The following is a 24,514-nucleotide window of genomic DNA, read 5'->3' on the forward strand; positions in this document are numbered from 1 at the left end:
TGCTCACCTCTCGCCCGGTCGATCGGCGCCGGGAAGCTTTGGGCCAGGCAGTTTTGGCAGGCCGAAAATCGAAAAATCGTCGGCACGCGCCGGCGCCTCTGTACGGATCGCAGCGCGCAGCCTTGCCGAGCGCGCCCGCGGATTTGCCGATATCTCGGCATCGCCAGGCGTCACGCCGCCGCCCTTCTTGGTGAAGGTGGCGGTGCGCGCCTGGGCCTCGGGCAGATGCCGCGATCCGGTCGCTGAATCGGCTCTGTCGGCGATGAAGCGCTTGACAATGCGGTCCTCCAGGGAATGGAAGGTCACCACGGCAAGCCGCCCGCCCGGTTTCAGCGCGCGCTCGGCGGCAAACAGTGCCTTGGCCAGTTCGCCGAGCTCGTCATTGACGAAGATGCGCAGCGCCTGGAAAACGCGGGTGGCCGGATGGATCTTGTCTTTTGGCGCGCGACCGATATGCGTCTCGATGGCATCGGCAAGGTCGAGCGTGCGCTCGAAGGGGCGTTTTTCACGACGGCTCTCGATCATGCGGGCGATGCGCCCGGCATGGCGTTCCTCGCCAAGAAAACCGAAGATGCGGGCGAGATCGCCCACCTTGAAGGTGTTGACGACGTCGGCGGCGCTCAGGCCCGCCTGCGCCATGCGCATGTCGAGCGGTCCATCGGCCCGGAACGAAAAGCCGCGCTCCGGCTGGTCGATCTGCATAGAGGAGATGCCGATGTCGAGCACGACGCCATCGGCACTTTCAACCTGCTCGTCGAGCGTCGAGAACGGTGCCTGGACAAGCCTGAGCTTGCCGCCGGACTGCTGTTCAAGGGCCCGCCCCGCCGCAATCGCATCCGGATCGCGGTCGATGGCGACGACCGAGGCTCCGCTTGCCAGGATGGCCTTGGTGTAGCCGCCGGCACCGAACGTGCCGTCGACGATCACCTCGCCTTTTGTCGGGGCCAGCGCCTCCAGAACTTCGGCAAGGAGGACCGGAATGTGGCGGGCTGGTCCGCCAGCGGCATGAACTTCATCGCCGTCGCCCGCCATCATTCCGGCCGCTCCCCGGGCTTCGTCCCCTGCCGAAGCTGCAAAAGCCGGGCGCGTGCTTCCGTCCCATAGGCGCTGAGCCGTCCGGGCTCCCAGATCTGAAAGAAATTGCCGCGGCCAACGAAGGCCACTTCCGCTGAAATGCCGGTATGCTCGCGAATGAAATCGCTCATCGTGATACGGCCGTCCTGGTCGAGCTTCAGAAACGTTCCATCGCCATGGCAGAAGAACGACATGTCGTCCGCCGTCTGCAGGAACGGGTCTTCCTGGGCGATGCGCTGCTCGTAGCGATCGAGCAGGTCGAGCCCACCGACATCCATCGCCGGGCGATCCAGGCAGCGTAGCGCATAAAGTTCCGAATAGCCGCGTTTCTGCACAACGGCACGGAAATGCGCCGGCACGGACACCCGTCCCTTCGCATCGATCCTGTTCACCGCGTTCGACAGAAACCGGTCCATTACGCGTTACGGCCGCTTGCGCCGCCGCACCCCTCTGCATCTTCCTGTGCGCGCCGCCCCAGCCCGGTCGGCGTCCAAAACCCACTTCGTTATGACGGGCGAACGCAGGCAAACGCGCAGCCGCCGCGGCTGCCCGATTGGCGTACGCTTCACCCTGACACGGAACGAAGGCTTGAGTATCGGAATGGGATATCATGGGGTGCTATGGGCGTCAACGGGAACAGTCTTCAAAACGCGCCTGCCACAACTGGGGAGAGCAGCTTTGACGGCACTCCCGTCTTTATCCTCTATTAAGCCTAACGAAGCGTTTAGAGCCGTGTGGCCCAACCGGAGCCGACTTGCTGCGGATCGCTGCCGCGCATAGCCTCGGCATCTCCTTTTCCGGTCAGTAACGAGGTTGAAATCATGTCCGAAACAGCCAAGTCACGCGCCGCAGCACTTCCTCATCTGCGCCGCGGCGGGCTGGCCAAGGGCGACCCGATCCCCTTGCCCCTGACCATGGCCGCCATCTTTCATGCGCCCGGCGACGCCACCGGCTTCGATCAATATGGCCGCTTCAGCAATCCGACGTGGGATGCGGTCGAGCAAATGCTGGCGCATTTGGAAGACGCCCCATGCGTTGCCTTTCCCTCGGGAATGGCTGCCATCTCGGCGATATTTTTCGGCCTGCTCAAAGCCGGCGACCGTATCCTGCTGCCGTCCGACGGTTATCATACGACGCGAGCGCTGGCAGACCGTTTTCTGAAATCCTTCGGCGTTGCCTACGATGTCCGGCCGACGTCGAGCTTCCTCGACGGCGGCTTCGACGGCTATCGGCTTGCCTTCGTCGAAACACCCGCCAACCCAGGACTGGACATATGTGACATCGCAGCCGTCGCCGAAGCCGTGCATAGAGCGGGTGCGGTGCTTGTGGTCGACAACACGACGATGACACCTTTCGGCCAGCGCCCGCTCGATCTCGGCGCCGATATCGTCATTGCTGCCGACACCAAGGCGCCAAACGGCCATTCCGATGTGCTGTTCGGCCATGTTGCCAGCCGCGACGCGGACATTATCTCGAGGGTGACCGACTGGCGCGAGACGTCGGGCGCCATCCCCGGGCCGTTCGAGGCATGGCTGGTGCATCGCGGCCTCGAAACGCTGGACGTGCGCTTCGACCGCATGTGCACTTCCGCCGAAATGATAGCGCGACGGCTGAAAAACCATCGCGCGATCAGCGGCTTGCGCTTTCCGGGACTGGAGAGCGACCCATCGCACAATCTTGCCCGCGCCCAGATGGAGCGCTTCGGCTTTCTCATCTCGTTCGTGCTCGCCTCGGAGGACAAGGCCGAGGATTTCATCAACAACTGCGCGTTGATGCAGGCAGCGACATCGTTCGGCGGCGTGCACACGTCGGCCGAACGGCGATCAAAAAGGGGAGATGCCGTACCGCCCGGCTTCGTTCGCCTGTCGGTCGGCTGCGAGCCGGTGGAAGAGCTTTGGCAGGCGATCGAGGCGTCGCTGGACGCAATCGGTGGCTGAGCCGGCGTCGATCTTGCGCCGGCCGTGGAGGATGCGAACGATTTCGATCGCCTCTTCGACGACACGATACAGGGTGAGGTATTCGCCGACGATCAGGTGACGGATGCCGGGCGCGATGTCTTCGCGCGGCGCAGCTGAGAAGGGATAAGTGGCCACTTGCTGCCAGCGGGCTTCGATTTGATCGAGCAACCGATCGGCCGCAGCCTCGCTGTCTTGCGCGACATGGGTAGAAAACTGCCAGCTGGCCTGTAAGCCGGGTTCTGTATGGCCCTCGCCCCTTGCGGGGCGAGAACGCGGCGGCCATTCATCTTGGGCGCATGTTGCCATGCGCCTCACGCAACCTACCCGGACGGTGAGCCGGAAACAGCCCTCGAGGGTTTCCCCTCGCACCGTCCCTATTCGGTCTTGCTCCCGGTGGGGTTTACCGTGCCGCTCCTGTTGCCAGTCGCGCGGTGGGCTCTTACCCCACCCTTTCACCCTTGCCACGATTGGATCGTGGCGGTTTGCTTTCTGTGGCACTTTCCCTGGGGTCGCCCCCGCCGGCCATTAACCGGCACCGTGTCTCCATGGAGCCCGGACTTTCCTCACCCGCAGCCTTTCGGCTTCGCGGGTGCGGCCGCCCGGCCAGCTGGCAAGGCGTATAAAGGGGTTCGGGCCCGAAAACGCAAACGAAAAAGCAAGTTATCCCTTGTCAGGCGGGCGCTCCAAGCGCTGCCAGTTGCACCTTGACCTTGCCGCAATAGGCTGCGGACACCGGGTTCATCCGTGTGGCGGCGTGGCCGGCATTGTATTTCAGGATCGTGCCGCAGGTCGTGCCGCCGCCGAGATCCCGCGCCATGGCAAGGTACTTCATGCCGTATTTGATGTTGGTATCGGGATCGTAGAGACCCTGAACCGAACCGCTATAGCCCATCATTCTTGCCGTCGCCGGCTTGATCTGCATCAGGCGGATCTCGCCAGCGCTGCCGACCTGGTTCGGCTGGTAGTTGCTTTCGATCTTGATGACGGCATTGGCGAGCGACACCGGCACGCCATAGCTGGCGGCATAACGCGCAATGATCGCCGAATACTGTCCGCCGCCGTCGACAACCGCCACCTGGGGCGCTGGCCTGCTCTTCGGAGCGACTGACGCCGTTGCCATGCGGTCGATGCGTTTGCGGTTACGCTTCACATGCTGTTTGGCGATTGTCTTTGTCGCAGCGGTTGGCCTTTTCGCGGAGACTGGCTTTTTCGTCCTTACCGCGGCCGCTTTTTCCACTTTTGCGGTGGCAGTCTTCTCTACTTTTGCACCACCCTTCGGCATGGCGGTTTTGCCGGCTGCGGCACTGAAGCCCTGATCGGCCCGCTGGCTCAGCGGTGCGCTGTTTGCCGCACTGAAGGCAAAAGTCATTACGCCGGCAGCAATGGCTGCCGTTAAAACGGTCAATTTCTGCATGTGATCCTGTTCTGTTTGATCCGCACAAAGAACTTCGCGCAGATACCCTCAATCAACATCGGAACATCTGGGGGGATAGACGTCCGACAATCTGTACGGATCGCCTTTGACGACCGAATTGGCGCCAAAGAAGGCGACGCAAGTCACTTTGAGTAACAGATTGTAACTTTTAAGCTGGCAAAAGATTATTTGAGAGAAGCTATCCTTACGGAAGCAAGCAGCCTTTCCAGCGTGCGGATCGTCGATCCGTCAGCCACGCCGTCGACCAGGCGCTGCCGGAAATGCCGCTGAAATGCCTCGACCACGATTTCGGTCTGCCGGTCGAAAGCGCCGGTGATCTCGACGCCATAACCATAAAGCGCCAGCATCGACTGCAGTGCCTCAACATCGGCGCCGGTATCGCCTGGCCTCAGCACGGCGCCGCGCCGGATCGGTGCTGCCGGCACAACATGGCCGATGCCGGCGGCAAACAAGGCCTTCCATGGAAACTTCTCGCCCGGATCGACCTTGCGCCCCGGTGCCACGTCGGAATGGGCGAGCACCCGCTGCGCCGGAATGGAATGGCGCTTGACGATGCCGGCACACAGGCCGATCACCGCGTCGATCTGCGGTTTTGGAAAGTTGCGATAGCCGAGCGTATGCCCCGGATTGACGATCTCGATGCCGATCGAGCAGGAGTTGATGTCGCTCTGTCCGAACCACGAGCTCTTGCCGGCATGCCAGGCGCGGTCGCTTTCCCTCACCATCTGGACAATGCGGCCGTCCTCATGGACCAGATAGTGCGACGACACCTCGCTGGCCGGATCGCACAACCATGCCTCGGCACCGGCCCCGGTTGCCATGCCGGTGTAGTGCAGCACCATCATATCGGGTCCGGGCGTCCCGCGCCGTGGTCCGAAATTCGGCGATACCCTGACCTCGGCGCTCGGCTCGTCGGGCGGAAAGCCGCTCATGCGTGCCGCAGGCCTCGCTCGATCATTTCATAGGCCGCGTTGATCGCCGCCAGCCTGCTCGTCGCGATCTTGATGAATTCCTGCGGCAGGCCGCGTGCGATCAGCCGGTCCGGATGATTGTCGGAAACCAGCTTGCGGTAGCGCCTGCGGACCTCCTCGAACGGCTTCCCACGCTCGATGCCGAGCACGACATAGGGGTCAGCGGCACCCAGATCGACATGCCGCGCCAGGATGCTCTGGTAATGCGCCTCATCGATGCGGAAGATCTCGGCGATCCGGTGCAGGAATTCGCCCTCGCGCTCATGCACCAGCCCGTCGGCCTTGGCGATGTGGAACAGCCCGTCGAGTATGTCCTCCAGCATCAGGCAGTTGGTATGGCCCGAACCGCAAAGCTGCGCCATACGCTCGGCATAGGTTTCGAAACCGGCAATGTCGCGTTTGGCCAAATCGTAGAGCCGCGCCACATTGCGCCTCTGTTCCTTCGGCACCTCGAATATTTCCTGGAAGGCGCGCACCTCGTCTTGCGTGACGATTCCGTCTGCCTTGGCCATCTTGGCCGAAAGCGCGATCATCGCCACCGAGAAGGCGACACGCCGGCGCAAATCGGCATCGCCGGAGAAAACCGTACGCACGGCTTCGACCACTTCGGCGACGCCTGACGACGCTGAAGATGAAACGCGTGTGACGAAGTCGCCGAGGCGGTCCCAAATCGACATGGGGGCTTCATAGGACCAACCACCCATCGCTATCAAGCCAAGACAGTGCCGCAGGGCTGGCCCAATCGATTTGGCGGAATGCCTGAGACGGCTAGCGCTAGTGCTTGCCCATGGAAATCGGCAGACGGAAACCGCTGCACGCACACCCGCGTCGTCGCACTCGGCCACGATGCGCTGGTATCGTAAGCAACAGAAAGGCCGGCCTGTGAGGCCAGCCTTTCCTTGGTTGTCACTTAACTACTGCGCCGGGGCAGCCGGCGCAGGCGCCGGAGCCGGGGCCGGCTCGGCAGGCTTGTTTGCGTCAGGAGCAGCCGGCTTCATCGTCTGGTCGGATGCCGGCGGGTTGGTGCTCTGCGTCGTGGTGGTGTCGGTGCCGCTGTCGCTGCAGGCCGCAACGCCAAGCAAGGCAAGCGCCGAGACCGACGCAAGAATGAGTTTCTTCATGATATATCTCTCCTCTAATCACGCCACCGTTGCCGGCGACGATCGAGGGCACAATGCGTCAGATCATGATGAGTTTCGTAACGTTGCGTTTCCGCGTGTAACATCAAGCGCTTGGCCGTACAAAGCGTTGAGCACTAACAGGATGCCTAAATGAAAATGCCCGGAAGCGCTGCCATGACCGCAAAATGGGATTTCTGGATCGACCGCGGCGGTACCTTCACCGACGTCATCGGCCGGGACCCGCAAGGCGGGCTGCATCCAAGGAAACTCCTTTCGGAAAATCCCGAAGCCTATGCCGATGCAGCCATCCAGGGCATTCGCGAACTGCTCGGCGTCCAGCCCGGCGCCCCGATCCCCTCCGCGCTGATCGGCGATGTCAAGATGGGCACCACGGTTGCCACCAATGCGCTTCTCGAGCGCAAGGGCGACCGCGTGCTGCTGCTCATCACCAAAGGCTTCCGCGATGCGCTGAGGATCGCCTATCAGGCCAGGCCCGATATCTTTGCCAAGCAGATCATCCTTCCCGAACAACTCTATGAGCGTGTCGTCGAAATCGACGAACGGGTTCGCGCCGACGGCAGTGTCGAGCGCCTGCTCGACATTGCTTCCGTACGCCCGGCTATTGAGCAAGCCAAGGCGGACGGCATCGATGCGGTCGCGATCGTCTTCATGCATGCCTGGAAACACCCCGAGCACGAAAAGGCGGTCGCCAAGGTCTGTCGAAAGCTCGGATTCTCGCAGGTCTCGGTCAGTCACGAGGTCTCGCCGCTGATCAAGCTGGTCGGCCGCGGCGACACCACGGTGGTCGACGCCTACCTGTCGCCGATTCTGTCAAGATATGTGCAGAAGGTGGCGAAGGAGCTCGGCGTCCTCTCCCCCCTCGAGGGGGAAATGGCCGCGCAGCGGCCAGAGGGGGTCATCTCAGAAGGCACCGCCAGAACGTTGAGCACTGCCGCAACGACCCCACCCGGCGGCTTCGCCGCCACCCTCCCCTCGGGGGGGAGGGGAAGCCCTCGCCTCATGTTCATGATGTCGTCGGGCGGCCTCACCGCCGCCGATATGTTCCAGGGCAAGGATGCGCTGTTGTCCGGCCCAGCCGGCGGCGTCGTCGGCATGGTCGAGACGGCAAAACTCGCCGGTTTCGGCAAGGTCATCGGCTTCGACATGGGCGGCACCTCCACCGATGTCGCCCACTATGATGGCGACTACGAGCGCGCCTTCGACACCGAGGTCGCCGGTGTGCGCATCCGCGCGCCGATGATGCGCATCCACACCGTCGCCGCCGGCGGCGGCTCGATCCTGCATTACGAGGCCGGCCGCTTTCGCGCCGGGCCGGATTCGGCCGGCGCCAATCCCGGCCCGGCGGCCTATAGGCGCGGCGGCCCGCTGGCCGTCACTGACGCCAATGTCATGCTGGGCAAGCTGCAGCCCGAGTTCTTCCCGGCAATTTTTGGACCGGGGCAGGACGAACCGCTCGACGTGCAGACGGTTCGCGAAAAATTCACCGCGCTTGCCGCCGAGATCGGCGACGGCCGCTCGCCGGAAGCCGTCGCCGAGGGGTTCGTCACCGTCGCCGTCGAAAACATGGCCAACGCCATCAAGAAGATTTCCGTGCAGCGCGGCTACGACGTCACCGAATACCTCCTGAACTGTTTCGGCGGCGCCGGCGGCCAGCACGCTTGCCTGGTTGCCGATGCGCTGGGCATGGAGGCGGTGCTGATCCATCCGTTCTCCGGCCTGCTATCGGCATACGGCATCGGCCTGTCCTCCGTGTTTGCGTCACGCCAGCAGGCGCTGCTGAAGCCGCTGGTGGAGGACTCCGGGGCGGCGATCGATGAACTCATCGCAACGCTGCGCAAAGCCGTCATCGAAGAACTCGCCGCACAAGGCATCACCGAAGACGCGGTCGCCTCGAAGCCGGTGCTGCAGGTCCGCTATGACGGCACCGATACCGCGCTGCCTGTGAACTTTGGGCACAGCTCGATCGCGCAGGCCAAGGCGGACTTCGAATCGGCGCACAAGGCGCAGTTCGGCTTTGTCTACGACGACAAGCCGATGATCGTCGAATCGATCGGCGTCGAAGGTACCGATACCGGCGGCACCGGCCGCGACGAAAGCGATTCGGTAGTTGAAGACATGGCCGCAAGTCCTTCCGGGAACCGGAAAATCTTTGTCGACAGCGTCTGGCGCGACGCCGGCATCTTCCCTCGCGAAACGCTGGAGCCTGGTAACAAGATCGCCGGCCCTGCTTTGATCATCGAGCCGAACCAGACCATTGTCGTCGAGCCGGGCTGGCAGGCCGAGATCACCGCCAAGGACCACGTATTGATGCGGCGCGTCGAGAAGAAGCGCCGGCACGCCGCACTCGGCACCGAAGCCGATCCAGTGATGCTGGAGGTCTTCAACAACCTGTTCATGTCGATCGCCGAACAGATGGGCGTAACGCTGCAAAACACTGCCTATTCCGTCAACATCAAGGAGCGGCTTGATTTCTCCTGCGCCGTCTTCGACCGGAACGGCGCGCTGGTCGCCAATGCACCGCACATGCCGGTGCATCTCGGCTCCATGGATCGCTCGGTGGAGACCATCATCCGGCTCAATTCCGGCGACATTCACCCCGGCGACGTCTTTGCGCTGAACGCGCCTTACAATGGCGGCACGCATCTGCCTGATATCACCGTGGTGACGCCTGTTTTTTCCCTCCCCCTTGAGGGGAGGGTGGCCGCGGAGCGGCCCAGTGGGGTCGCTGGAGCAGCGCTCGACCTGATCTCCCCCCTTGAGGGGGAGATGGCCGCGAAGCGGCCAGAGGGGTCAGAAGGCACCCCAAGAGTGTCGAGCACTGCCGCGGCGACCCCCTCCGCCGCCTTCGGCGGCACCTCCCCCTCAAGGGGGGAGGAACCCCTCATCCTCTTCTACGTCGCCTCGCGTGGCCACCACGCCGACATCGGCGGCACCGCGCCCGGCTCGATGACGCCGCTTGCCACCACCGTCGACGAGGAAGGCGTGCTGTTTGACAATTTCCGCATCGTCGATCGCGGCCGGTTCCGCGAGAAGGACCTGGAGACGCTGCTCACCGACCACCCCTACCCGGCGCGCAATCCGCACCAGAACATCGCCGACCTCAAGGCGCAGATCGCCGCGAACGAAAAGGGCGTCGCCGAGCTGCGCAAGATGGTCGCGCATTTCGGCCTCGATGTGGTCAAAGCCTACATGGGCCATGTTCAGGACAATGCCGCCGAAAGCGTGCGCCGCGTGCTGGAGCGGCTGCCCGACAGTTCCGAATACGAATATCCGACCGACACCGGGCAAAAGATCAAAGTGAAGATCACTATCGACCGGCGGAAGCGCGAAGCCACCGTCGACTTCACCGGCACGTCGCCGGTCATGAAGAACAATTTCAACGCGCCAGAGCCGGTGGCCCGAGCCGCGGTGCTTTATGCCTTCCGCGTCATGGTCGAAGACAACATCCCGATGAATGCCGGATGTCTGCGGCCGATCAACATCATCATTCCCGACGGCTCGATGCTGAAGCCCACCTATCCCGCGGCAGTCGTGGCCGGTAATGTCGAGACCTCGCAACATGTCACCAACGCGCTGTTCGGCGCCATGAAGGCGATGGCCAATGCGCAAGGCACGATGAACAATCTCACCTTCGGCAACAAGCAGTACCAGTATTACGAGACGATCTGCTCGGGCTCGCCGGCCGGCCGGATGAACGACGGCCGCGGCTTTGCCGGCACCTCCGGCGTCCACACCCATATGACCAATTCGCGCCTGACCGATCCGGAAGTGCTGGAACTGCGTTTCCCGGTATTGCTCGAGGATTTTCATATCCGCGAAGGCTCCGGCGGCAAAGGCAAATGGAATGCCGGCGACGGCACCAAGCGCATCATTCGCTTCCTCGAAAAGATGGAATGCGCGATCCTGTCCTCGCACCGCAACCGCCCGCCGCGGGGGCTGGACGGCGGCGGTGATGGCGAGGCCGGTTCGACCAAGGTCCGCCGCAAGACCGGCGCGATCGAGACGCTGAAAGCCTGCGATCAAACGGTGCTCGACGCCGGCGAGGCAGTCATTGTGACGACACCCACCGCAGGCGGACTTGGCGAGGCCTGAACTCGCTTCAACAGGTTGTCACCGGCCTGTCATCCACCTGCGTTACCCGCTTGCGGCAAGCAAACGGGGAATCGCCTTGCCATGACGGACATTTCTGGGGAACTGGTTTTTCGCCGCGGCAAGGAAGTCGGCAAGGCCGTCTACCAGAACCGCCCGCTGTCGAAAGCTGGCATCTCCGAGCGCTTGTTCGCCTTCCTGTTCTCCGGCCTTGTCTACCCGCAGATCTGGGAAGACCCCGAAATCGACATGGACGCAATGCAACTCGGCAAGGGCCACCGCATCGTCACCATTGCCTCCGGCGGCTGTAACATCCTCGCCTATCTCACCCGGTCGCCAGAAAGGATCGATGCCGTCGACCTCAACGCCGCGCATATTGCGCTGAACCGCATGAAGCTCGCAGCGGTGCGTCACCTGCCGTCGCAGGGCGACCTGTTCCGTTTCTTCGGCGCGGCTGGGACCGGGCACAATTCGCAGGCCTACGATCGCTTCATCGCACCGCATCTCGACCCCGTCAGCCGCCATTATTGGGAGCGCCGCAACTGGCGTGGTCGTCGCCGCATCGCCGTCTTCGACCGCAATTTCTACCAGACCGGCCTGCTTGGCCTGTTCATCGCCATGGGCCACCGCACCGCAAAATTTTTCGGCGTCGACCCGGCCGGCATCATGGACGCCAAGAGCATCGCCGATCAGCGCCGCTTCTTCGACGAAGAGCTGGCGCCGGTCTTCGAAAAACCGCTGCTGAAATGGGCGACGTCGCGAAAAGCCTCGCTGTTCGGCCTCGGCATTCCGCCGGCCCAGTACGATTCGCTGATCACCTCGGGTGACGGCACCATGGCCAGCGTGCTGAAGGCACGACTGGAAAAGCTCGCCTGCGATTTTCCGCTGAAGACCAATTATTTCGCCTGGCAGGCTTTCGCCCGCCGCTACCCTAATCCGGGCGAAGCCGCCCTGCCCGCCTACCTCGAAAAACGCAACTACAAGACGATCCGCAACAATGTCGATCGCGTTGCCATCCACCACGCCAATCTGATCGAGTTCCTTGCCGGCAAGGATGCCGGCTCGGTCGACCGCTTCGTGCTGCTCGATGCACAGGACTGGATGACCGACGGCCAGCTCAACGGGTTGTGGGCCGAGATCACCCGAACCGCCTCGACAGGCGCCCGCGTCATCTTCCGTACCGCGGCGGAACCCAGCCTGCTGCCCGGCCGCGTCTCGAATTCGCTGCTCGACCAGTGGCGCTACGAGAACGACGCCTCGCGCGAGTTTTCGGCCTGCGATCGCTCGGCCATCTATGGCGGCTTCCATCTCTATGTGAAGCGGTCCGCATGAGCACGACCGAATTGCCGGCCAGCCATGCCGAACTGATGGACGGTGTCTACCGCTGGCAGCGTCACATCTACGACCTGACCCGCAAATATTATCTGCTCGGCCGCGACCGGCTTATCGCCGGACTGGATGTGCCGGCCGGCGGCACGGTGCTCGAGCTTGGCTGCGGCACCGGCCGCAACATTATCCTGGCTGCCCGCCGCTATCCCGGCGCGCGCTTCTTCGGCCTCGATATTTCGGCCGAGATGCTGGAGACGGCCGCTGCCGCCCTCGCGCGCGAAGGCCTCTCCGGCCGCGTCACACTGGCGCGCGGCGACGCCACTGATTTCGACGCAAAGGCGCTGTTCGGCGTCAAAAGTTTCGACCGCGTCTTTGTCTCGTATTCGCTGTCGATGATCCCCGGCTGGGAGAAGACGGTGTCTGCGGCACTTGCTGCCCTGTCACCGGGCGGCTCGCTGCACGTCGTCGATTTTGGCCAGCAGGAAGCCTTGCCCAGCTGGTTCCGCACGCTGTTGCGCGGCTGGCTGAAAAAATTCCACGTCGAGCCGCGTGAATCGTTGCGCGCGGTTCTGGATTCGGAATCTGCAAGAACCGGCGCAAGCTTCCGTTTCCAAACGCTTTGTCGCGGCTATGCGTGGCTCGCCGTAATCGGCCCAGGTCGATAGCCAGGATGTGTTGAGATTCAGGTCAGGCCGAGTCGAAAACGGTGGGGTTGCGAGAACCGGAGCGGAGCGTCCTTTAGGGTACGTGAGCACCGGCCTACGCCGGCCGTAGCCTTAACTGCCACGACCGCTCATGAGTGCTTTGGCCCGGCGAAGGCCGGAAGCGCAGGAAACCGCCGTTTGCAGGCCGGCATCACCTTAGTATCGATACAGCCTAATGCAGCGCCTTGACCAGCGCCGCCACCATCGCCTGCGGCCGGTAGCCGAGCCTGGCCGGCGTCAGGCCGAGCCGCACCACAACCAGCTGCTCCGAGGGGACGATGGCGACCGTTTGCCCGTCATGCCCCTCCATCCAATAGGTGTCCTTGGGCAGGCCTGCGGCAATGCCGGCGCCGGGGTTTTCTTCGTCGCCCGGTCCTTCGATCCATAATTGCCCCTTGCCGTAGACCTTCGAGGCAGTTGCCGGTTCCCGCATCCAGTCGACGAAGCCGGCGGGCAGTATCTCTTTGCCGTTCCAGACGCCGCCCTGCAGCAGGAACTGGCCGAAGCGCGCCCAATCGCGTGCCGTGGCATAGAGATAGGACGAGCCGACGAAGGTGCCGTGCTCGTCGGCTTCAAGCACCGCGCTGTGCATGCCGAGCGGATCGAACAGCGCGGCCCTCGGCCAGGCCAGCGCCTTGTCCTTGTCGCCGATCGCGTCCTGCCACAATCGGGACAGCATCACCGCCGTGCCGCTCGAATAGGAAAACACCTTGCCGACCTCGCCGGTCAGCGGCTTGGATCCGGCAAAGCCCGCCATGTCCGGTTCGAGATAGAGCATACGCGTCACATCGGCGACGTCGCCGTAATCCTCGTTGAATTCCAGCCCGCTCGACATCGCCATCATGTCGGCGAGGCTGATCATGGCGCGGCCATCTCCCTTCCAGGGACCGAACAGGCCCTGGTTGGTCATCGCCAGCTTGCCGCCCTTCACCAGCGTGCCGACGATCGCCGCATTCACCGTCTTGGTCATCGACCAGCCCAATAGTGGCGTCTTTTCGGAAAAGCCGTCGCCATAGCGCTCAGCGACGATGCGGCCGCTCTTGACCACCACCACCGCCCGCATCCCGGCGCCGGTCATTGCTGGATCGTCGAGGACCTTCACGACCTCGGGATCCTGCGAGGCACCGCCATCGTCGCCTTCCGGCCACATCGCATCGGGCAGCGGCGCCGGCGTCGGTGGAGCGCCGGCGATAACCTTGGCGGCGGCAATATCCCCGTCGGGAACCGAGGCGCAGCCGAGCCCCTCGCGAGCGACCGCGACACTTTTGCCGAGCGCGCCGAACAGGCCCGCCGAAACCGTTCCCTTCTCCTTGTCCACCGACACTCTCATCAGCTTCAGCAGCGGATGACCCGGCGCCTGCACATCGACGGCGAGCACGTCGTTGGCGTCGCGCCCGGCGATGAAGACGTTCGAGCAGACGATCTTGGCCGCATAGCCGGAACCGACGCGGATCAGTTCCGGCGGCGCGAAATACAGCCAGCCGGCGAGTATCGCGGCGGCCAGCACAGCCAGGCCGAGCAGCCATTTGACGAACTTCAAAAGGATCTGCATTTTGAGTTCCCCCGACGCGCTCGATCTATGTCATCGATTTGCCGCCATTGTTTCGGCAAAATCGCGGCTCTTGTCGAGCGCCGTCAACCGAATATCAACCATGATCGGCGATCACAGGTGCATGTCGCCCAAAAGCGCGCAGCGGTTTTGGGACCACGACATGCACAGACGAAAGAGCCAAGCGCGTCGAAGCGACGCGCTTGGACAGACCGGGCGATCCTGTGGGGTGACCGTCCGGCGGGGCTTGAATGCATGCGTCCCAAAACTGCGCAACGGTTTGGGAAATGCATGAAACGAAGATCCAGGCGCGTCGCGTAAGTCGGTTTCAGACACGCTGCGCCCGGTCGAGGGGCCACCCGCGGAAAGACCCATCAGCGGCCGGCTGAAACCGGCTCGGGAAGTAGCGATGCGCCGTTTCGCGGTCCTCATCACGCTGATGCTGCTTGGTGCCTGCTCGACGGTCGAGGATCTGACGCCATCGTCGTCCAGTGCCGCGACGGTTGCGGTACGCGCGCCCCGTTTTGCCGATTCCGACCCGCATGAATGGGATAGCGGCGCACCGTGGAGCTATGCCGTCCACGGCACCGACGTCTCCAAATACCAGACCTCGATCGACTGGCCGGCGGCCAGGGCCAGCGGCATCTCCTTCGCCTTCATCAAGGCAACCGAGGGCGGAGACCGGTTCGATGAAGCTTTCAACGAGCATTGGAGCCGCACCAAGGCCTCGGGCATCCCCCGCGCCGCCTATCACTTCTTCTACTTTTGCACGCCGGCCGCGACCCAGGCGCGCTGGTTCATCCAGAACGTGCCCAAAGACAACTCGGCGATGCCGCCGGTCCTCGACATGGAATGGAACCCGAAATCGCCGACGTGCAAGCTGCGGCCCGATCCCGCCACGGTACGCAGCGAGATGAGCACGTTCCTCGAAATCGTCGAAAAACACTACGGCAAGAAGCCGATCATCTACACGTCGCTCGACTTCTTCGAAGATAATGGTTTGTCGGGTTTCCGCGGCTACCCCTATTGGCTGCGCTCTGTCGCCGGGCATCCGCGCCAGAAATACGGCAGCCATCCCTTCACCTTCTGGCAGTATACCGGAACGGGCGTCGTGCCGGGCATGGCCGGAAACGCCGACATCAACGTCTTCAACGGCTCCGAAGCCGCGTGGAAGAAGTGGTTGCGGCAGAACACCCGTTGACACCGGGCCTGCCGCCTGCTTTTCGACACAGCCAATAACGAATGCCTGCAACCGCTGGTAATCTTTTCGGAAGGATGGCGATGCGATTGCGCTTTGGACTTCTCGCGGCGCTGCTCCTGAGCGCCGTGCCGGCCGCGGCACAGCAATGCGGCGGCGATTTCGAGGCATGGAAGCAGGGCGTGGCGGCGGAGGCCAGGGCGGACGGCGTCGGCGCTGCCGGCCTTGATGCGCTGGAAAACGCCACCCTCGATGAGAAGGCGTTGGCACGCGACCGCGCCCAGGGCGTCTTCACCCAGACCTTCATCGAATTCTCGAACCGCATGATCTCGTCCCATCGGCTGAAGCAAGGTGCGGCCAATCTGCACAAATATGCCGAGGTCTTTGCCCGCGCGGATCGCGAATACGGCGTCCAGGCGCCGGTCATTGCCGCTTTCTGGGCCCTTGAAACCGATTTTGGCGCCGTGCAAGGCGATTTTCACACACTGAATGCGCTGGTGAGCCTCTCGTATGACTGCCGCCGCCCGCAGTTGTTCCGGCCGCAGATCGTTCCGCTGCTGATCTTGATCGATCGCGGCGTGGTGCCGGCCGACGTGACCGGTGCCTGGGCCGGCGAGATCGGCCAGACGCAGATGTTGCCTTCCGACTATCTCGGCCACGGCGTCGACGGCGACGGCGATGGCCTGGTCGACCTGCGCGGCAGCGCGCCGGACGTGATCATGAGCACGGCCAGCAAGATCCAGTCGCGCGGCTGGAAGCGCGACCAGCCCTGGATCGAGGAAGTCCGTGTGCCCGACAACTTGCCGTGGGAGCAGACAGGGCGCACCAACAAGCTGCCGTTGACGCAATGGAGCCAGTGGGGCGTTACCAGGCCCGACGGTACGCCGCTTCTCGACAACGGCCTGAAGGCCGGCCTGGCGCTACCCATGGGTCGCAAGGGGCCAGCCTTCCTGACCTACGACAATTTCGACGTCTATCTCGAGTGGAACCAGTCCTTTACCTATGCCCTGACAGCGGCAAATCTTGCCGCCCGGCTGGGGGGCGCTCCGCGATTCGATCCGCGCAACCCCGACCCGGGCCTCGACGGCGACCAGATGAAGGCGCTACAGACCAAGCTCGAGGCGAGAGGCTATGACGTCGGCACCGTCGACGGCATCCTCGGCACCAACACCCGCGAAGCGATCCGCAAGGAGCAGATGCGGCTGGGCTTGCCGGTCGACGGCTGGCCGACGCCGGAGCTGCTGGCCAGGCTGTGAGGGTGGTGAATGGTAAAAGAATAGCACCGGAGCCGCACTTGAGCACCAGAGCTACCACCATTCACTATTCACATCACCGCCTCGCAAGCAGGAAATCGATGAAGGCTCGCAGCGGCGTGGGAACCTGCCGGGAACTCGCGTGGTATAAATAAAAGCCCGGAAATCTCGGCGACCAGGCTTCGAGAAAGCGGATAAGCTTTCCCGCTTCGATCCACGGCCGGACCTGATATTCCAGCATGTACGCCACGCCGACCCCATCCAGAACCGCCCCCATCATCAGGTCCGTATCGTTTACCGTCAGGCCGCCGCTGACGGCCACTTCCAGGGCACGTTGGCCCTGGGCGAACTCCCAGCGGTAGAGATTGCCGCCGCTCGGCCACTGGAAATTGATGCACTGGTGCTGATGCAGGTCCGCGGGATGGCGGGGTATCGGGCGATGCTCCAGATAGCTCGGCGCCGCCACTGCGGCCATCTCGAGTTCCTCGCTGAGCTTCACCGCCACCATGTCCTTGTGCAGCCGCTCACCCAGTCTGATTCCGGCATCGAAGCGACCTTCGACGATGTCGGTGAGCATGTCGTCAACGATGATGGTGAGGGCGATATCGGGATAGGCGCGGCGGAAGTCACCGAGGATCGGCGCGATGAAACGCGTGGCGGCAATGCGCGGAACATTGATGCGCAGCGAGCCTGCCGGCCGGCCGCGTGATGCATGCGCGTCGGCGACGGCCCCTTCCAGTTCGCTGAACGCCGGCGCGATGCGGGCAAACAGCTTCTCGCCCTCAGCGGTCGGCGACATGCTGCGCGTGGTGCGGTTGAGCAGGCGGACACCGAGACGCTCTTCCAGCCCGCGTATCGTCTGGCTGAGTGCTGGAGGCGAAATTCTGAGCTTGGCCGCGGCGCGGACAAAGCTGCCCTCTTCGATGATTGTTGCAAATGCCGTGAGTTCGGAAAACTCGGTTCCGCGCATTATGTACCCCAGGCTTAATAAGTCAGTTACATAATAGGCTATTCTCTGAGCAATAGCATGCCCCTAGCTGTCGCTGGAACGCCGCTCGATCGGGGCGGCCGTATCCAGACGGAAGGAACAGCCATGCATCGTCCACTCGAAGGCAAAACCGCACTTGTGACCGGCAGTTCGCGCGGCATCGGACGCGCCATCGCGGAGGGGCTCGCAACCAAGGGTGCTGCCGTGGTCGTCAACTATGTCGGCAACGAGAAAGCCGCCAGGGAAGTCGTTGCCGCCATTGAAGGGAATGGCGGAAAAGCCGTCGCCATCCAGGCGGACGTCTCCAGCATCCCCGATATTCGCAGGCTGTTCGACGAAACCGAAAGGCAGATGGGGCCGATTGACATCGTCGTCGCCAATGTCGGCGTCGCCGTCATAAAGCCGCTCGTCGAGGCTACCGAAGCGGACTTCGATCATGTGTTCGGCACCAATGCCAAGGGCACCTTCTTCACGCTTCAGGAGGCGGCGCGCCGCGTTCGCGACGGTGGCCGCATCATTGCCGTCTCCACTGGTGGAACCAAGATGTTCTTCACGCAGACGGCGCTCTATTTCGGCAGCAAGGGAGCCGTCGAGCAGTTCGTCCGCGTCCTCTCGCGCGAACTCGGCCCGCGCGCCGTTACCGTGAATGCGCTGTCGCCAGGCTTCACCGACACCGACCTGCTTCCGGAGCGGGACCGGGCCGTGGCCGCAGGCATGTCGCCCTTCGGCCGGATCGGAGCACCGCGCGACGTCGCCGATGTCGCGGTTTTCCTGGCTTCGGACGAAGCTCGCTGGCTGACCGGCGAGAACATCCAGGCCGGCGGCGGAGTAGCCTGACTACTCGGGGGCGAAGGGTGAAGGGTGAAGGGTGAAGGGTGAAGGGTGAAGGGTGACGATTCACCGAAGCGGACGGAACGCAAGAACCGCTTCCATTCACCATCAACTAATCCGCCATCGTCTCCAGGCTGGCAAACCCCTGCGGTGCATCGCCTTCGTCGAATGGCGTCGCCACCTCGACGAAAGTATCGGGATAGAAGCCGTTGAACCGTGTCCGGAGCGACAGCGAATAGGCGCCGATATGGCCGATCTCGATCCAGTCACCGGTATCGACGGTTTCGGGCAGCCAGAACGGCCGCGACAGTATATCGACGGAATCGCAGGTCGCACCACAGACCTTGAACGGCACGATGGTCTTGTCCTCGCCATTGCGCGAGCGGATCGCCGGATCGGGGATGAAGCGTGCCGGCAGCGTGATCTTGCCGGTCCATGAATCCGACAGCGACGCCCAGATGCCGTCATTGATGTAGAGCCTTTTGCCCTTGCGCAGCAGCACGCGCACGATCAGCGACAGGCAGCGCGCCACGATCACCCGGCCGGGCTCGGCCACCAGCTGCATCTGGTCGAATTGGTACTCCTGGAGGTCGCCCGACAGCCGCGACATGATCTGGCCGAGCGACGGCATTTCCGGCTTGCGGCTGTTCGGATCATGACCGTATTCGGCGGGAAAGCCGCCGCCGACATCGAGCCCGGCAATATCGAAGCCGACGCGGTTGCGCACCCAGTCGGCGGAGGCCAGCGCCCGCTCGTAAGTGTCGGGATCCTCGATCTGGCTGCCGACGTGAAAGCACAGCCCGACCTTGTAGCCGGTCCGGTTCAGCCGTTCGGCCAGTTCGACCGCGTTGGCCGGTCCGGCGCCGAACTTCTTCGACAGTTCGTAGGCCGCCGAGCCTTTCGTCTGGATGCGCACGAACACGGTGATGGCGCCCGGATCGATGTCGAGAGCCCGCACCACCCTGGTCAGCTTGGTGATCTCGTCCTCATGGTCGAGCGAAATGACGCGAATGGCGTATTTTTCCAGCGCCAGCCTGATGTCCGACTGCGCCTTCACCGGGTGCATGTAGAGCATCTCGGCGTCCGGCGAGACGGCGCGCACGGCGGCGAATTCGCCGGGTGAGGCCACATCGAAGGCGCTGACGCCGGCCTCGACCAGCGCATTGAGCACGATCTGCTCGCCATTGGTCTTGACCGCATAGGCGGTCTTGCCGGGAAACATGCCCATGAACTGTTTGGCGTCCGCCTTCAGCACCTGCGGGCGGAAGCAATAGATCGGATCGTCCGGGCGAAGCGCCAGCGCTGCCTCGCGGGCATTTTCGAATCGCTGCATGGACGAATCCCTTGACTGAGGCTGCGCACAATTAATCCAAGCTAGCGGCTAATGAAAACAATTCTATGTCTCGCCGCCCCGGCTTCGCGGCGCTACGCCGTTCTGTGCGCCGGTTATGAGCGAGCTAGGCCATCACTCAGGTTTCGGGTGGCCCTTGCCGCCGGACCGGGTAGAGCGTGAACAGATGCCTGAAGAGAGCAAGGCATCTCGTCTGGGAGGACGACCAATGGCGATAGCTGCCACCACCACGATGCGCGGGCCGATGGTGCTCAAGGACTGGGCGCAACTTCTGCTGCTCGGCGCCATCTGGGGCGGTTCGTTCTTCTTTGCCCGGATTGCGGTGTCGGAACTTCCTCCGCTGGTGCTGGTGCTGTTTCGCGTCACCATCGCGGCGACCGCGTTGCAGCTCTACCTTGCGGTTCGCGGTCCATCCTTTCGCCTCGCCTTCCCACATGCCGGACTGTTCTTCCTGCTGGCGCTCGCCAACAATGTCATCCCTTTCTCGCTGATCTTTGCCGGCCAGACCGAGCTCGGCGCCGGTGTCGCCTCGGTGCTTAATTCGACCACGCCGTTCTGGACGCTGATCCTCGCCAACGCCCTGACCAGCGACGAAAAACTGTCATGGAACAAGCTTGCCGGCATCGCCCTCGGTATCGCGGGAACGGCGGTGATGATCGGTCCTGGACTGATTGCCGGGCTCGGCGGCCCGGTCTGGGCGAAATTCGCGCTCATCGGTGCCTCGGTCTCCTATGCGGTTGCGCTGATGATTGCCCGCCGCTTCAAGGGTGTGCCGTCACCGGTCATTGCCGCCGGACAATTGACCTGCTCGACCATCATCATGATCCCGGTCGTTCTGTTCACCTATGACGCTGCCACTCTGTTTTCGGCTTCGCCGCCGGTATGGGCGGCGGTGCTGGCGCTGGCGCTGCTGTCGACCGCCTTCGCCTACATCCTTTATTTCAACCTCGTCGCCTCGGCCGGCGCCACCAACGCCTCGCTGGTCACGCTCATCGTGCCGGCCAGTGCGATCCTGCTCGGCTTGCTGTTCCTGGGCGAGCGGCTCGAACTGTTCGAATTGGGCGGCATGGCGCTGATTGCGCTCGGCCTCGTCACCATCGACGGTCGCTTGTTCGGGCGGCGTTAGAGCATGTTCCCAACTCTCAGCTCGAAATCGATTCCGATTTCCGCTGCGGTAGCGCTGCCATTCTCGTTGTTGCCCCGGCTTCGCCACAAATTATTCACAGGTCCAACGCCGGCTTTTGACCAAGAGTTTCAATACCTAACGGCAAACGGCAGGTCGCAAATTCCACAATCTCGTCGCATTGCAGCAAAGTTTCTGCTTGCCTGTGGCACAAATGACCCTAGACTCTCGCCATAGCTCTTAAGAGGAGGCTATGACATGGGACTGACGAGGCCGATCAACGCATTGATGATTTGTGCTGCGTTTGCATTCATCGGCGCCCTCATTATGGGCGTCCTTCCATAAGGCCGCTGAGCGGGGGAAGACCAGCACCGAATATTACAAACCATTGAAAAGGCCGGGCATTTTGCCCGGCCTTTGCATTCCCCCGATCTTTGACATTTCAAAAAGGAGCTTGCCGCCTTACGCCGCGGCGGATCCCGCCGCCTCGACTTCGTGCGACCTGATGCCGATCATGTGGCAGATGGCGAAGACCAGATCGGCCCGGTTCATCGTATAGAAGTGGAAATCGCCGACGCCACGCTCGACCAGGTCCAGCACCTGCTCGGCGGCCACGGCAGATGCCACCAGCGCATGCGTTTGCGGATCGTTCTGCAGCCCATCGAAACGCTCGGCCAGCCATGCCGGCACCAAGGCGCCGCACCGCGCCGAGAAGTTGGCGACCTGGGTGAAATTGTGCACCGGCAATATGCCCGGCACGATTGGTATGTAGATGCCGGCCCGCCGTGCCCGCTCGACATAGCGCTCATAGAGATCGTTGTCGAAGAAGAACTGGGTGATCGCCCGCGTCGCCCCATTGTCGGCCTTGCGCTTCAGCATGTCGAAATCGGTGGCGAAATCCGGACTCTCCGGATGTTTTTCCGGATAGGCCGAGACCGATATGTCGAAATCGCCGGCGCCCTTCAGCGCATCGACCAATTCGGCGCCATTGGCATAGCCTTCCGGGTGCGGCCGGTAAGCCGCGCCGACCCCCTCGGCCGGATCGCCGCGCAGGGCGACGAAACGCTTGACGCCCATATCGGCGAACTCCCGGATCACCGCATCGACCTCGTGGCGTGCCGCGTCGACGCAGGTCATGTGCGCCGCCGGCGTCAGCGACGTTTCGTTGAGGATGCGCTTGACGGTGCGGGCCGTGCGCTCGCGGGTCGAACCACCGGCGCCATAAGTGACCGAGACGAATTTCGGCTTGAGCGGCTCCAGCCGGGTGACCGTGTCCCACAGCCTTGCTTCCATCTCGTCGTTTTTCGGCGGAAAGAACTCGAACGACACCCTGACCTTGTCGCCGATGTCGGGACGGCGGGAGAAGCGGAACTGGTTCATCAGGCGGTTTCCCCTATCGGATACGCATTGGCCGGTTGTCTGTCGTTGGAAGGCTCGGCAATCAGCATGCGCCGATCGCGGCCGAGCCAGAGTTTGACGGTGAGCTTGGCCTCGTTGCCACCGCGCGGTTCGAATTCCTGGCTGTCCTCGAGGTCGAGGCCGGCCTCGGAGAACCAGTCGGCGATTTGCCGGTCGGAAAAGCCGAGGCGCATATGCGCGTGCTCCTCGCGCAAGAACTCCAGCGTGTGCGGCGCGAAATCGACGATCACCAGCCGGCCGGCCGGGCGCAACAGACGCGCCGCCTCTCGGATGGCGCGGGCAGGATCGTCGAGATAGTGCAGCACCTGATGGATGGTAACGAGATCGAAGGCGTCGCGTTCGACCGGCGGCGCGAAAATGTCGCCCTGCCGCACCTGCGCATTCGAAACGCCGGCCTTGTCGAGATTGGCGCGCGCCACCGTCAGCATTTCGCGCGACATGTCGATGCCGATACCGCGCCGATAGAGCGGCGAAAAGATCTCGAGCAGTCGTCCGGTGCCGGTGCCGAGATCGAGCATCGACTGGAACGGCCGCTTGCCGACGAGCTTGATGAGAGCTGCTTCGACGGCGCGGTCCGGCACATGCAGCGAGCGGATATGGTCCCAGCTTGCGGCGTTGACCGAGAAATATTCGGCAGCCCGGTCCTGCCGTTTGCGCTTGACCGCAGCCAGCCGTTCGAGATCACGCTCGACCTGCGGATCGGCGCCGCGGATGCCGGAGACCAGCCTGAGCACAAAATCGCGCGACGTGTCGGAATCCGAAAGCCGGAAGAAAGCCCACGAGCCCTCCTGGTAGCGGCCGATCAGCCCTGCCTCCAGCAGCAATTTCAAATGGCGCGAGACGCGCGGCTGCGACTGGCCGAGGATTTCGGTGAGATCTGAAACGGTCAGATCGCCGCGCGACAGCAGCGCCAATATACGCAGCCGGCTGGATTCGGCAGCCGCCTTCAATGTATCTACCATCGTGTCGAGAGCGACATGCATGCGAGCATTCTCTTTTAAAAGATATAAACATATGTTTATGTCGGTTTTGATGGGTTTGCAAGCGCTATGTCGCTTCCGGACAAGAAAATGACGCATGCGCAGCGGATCGCGCAAAGCCGGATGCATCGAGGCGAGGCCCATGTTCGAAACGCGCAGCGGCGAAAAGCTCCTGGAAACCGACCCGGCAACGATGCCGCCGGATGGCCATGTCGTCTTCATCGGCCGCATCGCTTCGCCTTGGATCACGCGGGAGACTTGCCCCAAAAACATGGAGGCCGCGCGGGAGACGGGACAGCCGGCGCACTTGGTCATCGACCCGCTTTATCGTGATGGCCTGCTTGGGCTGGAACGCGCCAGCCACGTGATCGTCCTGTCCTGGCTGCACCATGCGCCGCGGCAACTGATTGTCCAGAAACCCCGCCATGCCACAGAGCCGAAAGGCGTCTTTTCGCTGCGCTCCCCTGCCCGGCCGAATCCTGTCGGACTGCATGTCGCCAGGCTGGTTGCCGTCGATATCGATACCGGCCGCATCGATCTCGATGCCATCGACGTGCTCGACGGCACGCCGGTCATCGACATCAAGCCCTACTTCGCCTCGACCGATGCCTTCGCCGAGGCGACCATGGCCGGGCGGGACGAGTCGTCCAGATCGGACGGGCAGTGAGCGCCCCGACCGGCCGCCGCCGCGCCATCGCCAAGGCACTGACAGCGCTCCTGCCGCTGGCGCCCTATGCCGACATGGAAAAGATCCGTTCCGATGCCGGCGCCGTGCACATGAAGACCTTACCACCGAGCATTGCGGTGTGGCTGGCGACGATAGCGCATATTCGCCACGCCCATACCGACTACGAAAAGCTGCTGGCCGAAGGCTATGACCGCGATTCCGCGCGCTTCTTCGTCATCGAGCAAACCAACATCGTGCTAACCCGCTGGCGTGCCACCCGTCTGCTCGATGACGAGGACGAGGAATAGAGCGATGGCAGATACACGCGTCGAGTTCTACGGCGCCCCCCTCTGTCCTGCCGACGTCAGTCCGGCAACATCGGAACTTTCAAAGCCAGAAACAAAAAAACCGCCTCGGAGGGCGGATCGTTGGAGCCAATTAGCACCATGCCGA

The 24,514-nt window shown here is 63.0% G+C and carries 22 protein-coding genes and 1 other RNA gene; 10 read left to right on the forward strand and 13 right to left on the reverse strand.

The genetic code is table 11. From position 1 onward, the window contains the following. Positions 1–3: 3 nt before the first annotated feature. Together rsmH and mraZ are read right to left on the reverse strand one after the other, a co-directional pair. Entirely contained in the window at positions 4–1,035 is a 1,032-nt protein-coding gene (rsmH, locus tag NKJ72_RS00500; RefSeq protein ID WP_352475377.1) for a 16S rRNA (cytosine(1402)-N(4))-methyltransferase RsmH, read from the reverse strand. Further along, complete coding sequence (gene mraZ / locus NKJ72_RS00505; protein WP_254818997.1) at positions 1,032–1,490, reverse strand: division/cell wall cluster transcriptional repressor MraZ; 459 nt, start codon at positions 1,488–1,490, stop codon at positions 1,032–1,034. The genes rsmH and mraZ overlap by 4 nt, the downstream gene beginning before the upstream one ends. Positions 1,491–1,895: 405 nt before the next feature. Here mraZ and NKJ72_RS00510 point away from each other — a divergent pair, with 405 nt between their 5' ends. Then, on the forward strand, positions 1,896–3,011 hold the full coding sequence (locus NKJ72_RS00510) for a cystathionine gamma-lyase (protein ID WP_352475378.1): 1,116 nt from the start codon (positions 1,896–1,898) through the stop codon (positions 3,009–3,011). Here the strand turns inward: NKJ72_RS00510 and NKJ72_RS00515 are convergent. The 6 genes from NKJ72_RS00515 to NKJ72_RS00540 all read right to left on the reverse strand — a co-directional run bounded on the left by NKJ72_RS00515 (position 2,898) and on the right by NKJ72_RS00540 (position 6,559). Further along, entirely contained in the window at positions 2,898–3,200 is a 303-nt protein-coding gene (locus NKJ72_RS00515) for a type II toxin-antitoxin system RelE/ParE family toxin (RefSeq protein WP_352475379.1), read from the reverse strand. The two genes, NKJ72_RS00510 and NKJ72_RS00515, sit on opposite strands and share 114 nt — an antisense overlap. Before the next feature lie 44 nt (positions 3,201–3,244). Next, positions 3,245–3,643, reverse strand: an RNA gene (gene rnpB / locus NKJ72_RS00520) — RNase P RNA component class A. 59 nt (positions 3,644–3,702) lie between these two features. Continuing rightward, positions 3,703–4,446 (reverse strand): lytic transglycosylase domain-containing protein, encoded by a 744-nt coding sequence (locus NKJ72_RS00525; RefSeq protein ID WP_352475380.1) that lies wholly within the window; start codon positions 4,444–4,446, stop codon positions 3,703–3,705. A gap of 185 nt (positions 4,447–4,631) precedes the next feature. After that, entirely contained in the window at positions 4,632–5,399 is a 768-nt protein-coding gene (locus NKJ72_RS00530; protein ID WP_352475381.1) for an N-acetylmuramoyl-L-alanine amidase, read from the reverse strand. Continuing rightward, a complete protein-coding gene (locus NKJ72_RS00535; RefSeq protein WP_352475382.1) occupies positions 5,396–6,115 on the reverse strand; it encodes a TerB family tellurite resistance protein in 720 nt (239 codons plus the stop codon). Before NKJ72_RS00535 ends, NKJ72_RS00530 begins: the two co-directional genes overlap by 4 nt. Before the next feature lie 237 nt (positions 6,116–6,352). Next, entirely contained in the window at positions 6,353–6,559 is a 207-nt protein-coding gene (locus NKJ72_RS00540) for a hypothetical protein (RefSeq protein ID WP_254819002.1), read from the reverse strand. 174 nt (positions 6,560–6,733) lie between these two features. On the opposite strand from NKJ72_RS00540, the gene NKJ72_RS00545 reads away from it, so the two are divergent. From NKJ72_RS00545 to NKJ72_RS00555, 3 genes are all read left to right on the forward strand, one after another. Then, positions 6,734–10,672, forward strand: a complete 3,939-nt coding sequence (locus NKJ72_RS00545; RefSeq protein WP_352475724.1) for a hydantoinase B/oxoprolinase family protein — start codon at positions 6,734–6,736, stop codon at positions 10,670–10,672. 81 nt (positions 10,673–10,753) lie between these two features. Further along, positions 10,754–12,001, forward strand: coding sequence for a BtaA family protein (locus tag NKJ72_RS00550; RefSeq protein WP_352475383.1), 1,248 nt, complete (start codon positions 10,754–10,756; stop codon positions 11,999–12,001). Next, positions 11,998–12,663 carry a class I SAM-dependent methyltransferase gene (locus NKJ72_RS00555; RefSeq protein ID WP_352475384.1) on the forward strand — a complete coding sequence of 222 codons (666 nt, stop codon included), beginning with the start codon at positions 11,998–12,000 and terminating at the stop codon, positions 12,661–12,663. The genes NKJ72_RS00550 and NKJ72_RS00555 overlap by 4 nt, the downstream gene beginning before the upstream one ends. A 211-nt stretch (positions 12,664–12,874) precedes the next feature. Here the strand turns inward: NKJ72_RS00555 and NKJ72_RS00560 are convergent, their stop codons facing one another. Continuing rightward, complete coding sequence (locus NKJ72_RS00560) at positions 12,875–14,254, reverse strand: serine hydrolase domain-containing protein (protein WP_352475385.1); 1,380 nt, start codon at positions 14,252–14,254, stop codon at positions 12,875–12,877. A gap of 406 nt (positions 14,255–14,660) precedes the next feature. On the opposite strand from NKJ72_RS00560, the gene NKJ72_RS00565 reads away from it, so the two are divergent. Together NKJ72_RS00565 and NKJ72_RS00570 are read left to right on the forward strand one after the other, a co-directional pair. Next, entirely contained in the window at positions 14,661–15,452 is a 792-nt protein-coding gene (locus tag NKJ72_RS00565) for a glycoside hydrolase family 25 protein (protein ID WP_352475386.1), read from the forward strand. A gap of 80 nt (positions 15,453–15,532) precedes the next feature. Next, entirely contained in the window at positions 15,533–16,705 is a 1,173-nt protein-coding gene (locus NKJ72_RS00570; protein WP_352475387.1) for a lytic murein transglycosylase, read from the forward strand. Between the two features lie 73 nt (positions 16,706–16,778). Here the strand turns inward: NKJ72_RS00570 and NKJ72_RS00575 are convergent, their stop codons facing one another. Next, positions 16,779–17,672, reverse strand: coding sequence for a LysR family transcriptional regulator (locus NKJ72_RS00575; RefSeq protein ID WP_352475388.1), 894 nt, complete (start codon positions 17,670–17,672; stop codon positions 16,779–16,781). Between the two features lie 123 nt (positions 17,673–17,795). On the opposite strand from NKJ72_RS00575, the gene NKJ72_RS00580 reads away from it, so the two are divergent. Then, positions 17,796–18,527, forward strand: a complete 732-nt coding sequence (locus tag NKJ72_RS00580; RefSeq protein ID WP_352475389.1) for an SDR family oxidoreductase — start codon at positions 17,796–17,798, stop codon at positions 18,525–18,527. A gap of 106 nt (positions 18,528–18,633) precedes the next feature. Here the strand turns inward: NKJ72_RS00580 and NKJ72_RS00585 are convergent, their stop codons facing one another. After that, the gene (locus NKJ72_RS00585; RefSeq protein WP_254819010.1) at positions 18,634–19,854 is read right to left on the reverse strand and encodes an alanine racemase; all 1,221 of its coding nucleotides are present in this window, start codon (positions 19,852–19,854) and stop codon (positions 18,634–18,636) included. Positions 19,855–20,080: 226 nt separating this feature from the next. Here NKJ72_RS00585 and NKJ72_RS00590 point away from each other — a divergent pair, with 226 nt between their 5' ends. Beyond that, entirely contained in the window at positions 20,081–20,998 is a 918-nt protein-coding gene (locus NKJ72_RS00590; protein WP_352475390.1) for a DMT family transporter, read from the forward strand. 459 nt (positions 20,999–21,457) lie between these two features. On the opposite strand, the gene metF is transcribed toward NKJ72_RS00590, so the two are convergent. Then, on the reverse strand, positions 21,458–22,375 hold the full coding sequence (metF, locus tag NKJ72_RS00595; protein ID WP_254819012.1) for a methylenetetrahydrofolate reductase [NAD(P)H]: 918 nt from the start codon (positions 22,373–22,375) through the stop codon (positions 21,458–21,460). Continuing rightward, positions 22,375–23,397, reverse strand: coding sequence for an ArsR/SmtB family transcription factor (locus NKJ72_RS00600; RefSeq protein WP_352475391.1), 1,023 nt, complete (start codon positions 23,395–23,397; stop codon positions 22,375–22,377). Before NKJ72_RS00600 ends, metF begins: the two co-directional genes overlap by 1 nt. A gap of 139 nt (positions 23,398–23,536) precedes the next feature. Between NKJ72_RS00600 and tsaA the strand changes: the two genes are divergently transcribed. Together tsaA and NKJ72_RS00610 are read left to right on the forward strand one after the other, a co-directional pair. After that, positions 23,537–24,061 carry a tRNA (N6-threonylcarbamoyladenosine(37)-N6)-methyltransferase TrmO gene (tsaA, locus tag NKJ72_RS00605; RefSeq protein WP_352475392.1) on the forward strand — a complete coding sequence of 175 codons (525 nt, stop codon included), beginning with the start codon at positions 23,537–23,539 and terminating at the stop codon, positions 24,059–24,061. After that, the gene (locus NKJ72_RS00610; protein WP_352475393.1) at positions 24,058–24,369 is read left to right on the forward strand and encodes a DUF2293 domain-containing protein; all 312 of its coding nucleotides are present in this window, start codon (positions 24,058–24,060) and stop codon (positions 24,367–24,369) included. Before tsaA ends, NKJ72_RS00610 begins: the two co-directional genes overlap by 4 nt. Positions 24,370–24,514: the final 145 nt, after the last annotated feature.

This window comes from Mesorhizobium sp. M0045, assembly GCF_040323385.1.
Classification (GTDB): domain Bacteria; phylum Pseudomonadota; class Alphaproteobacteria; order Rhizobiales; family Rhizobiaceae; genus Mesorhizobium.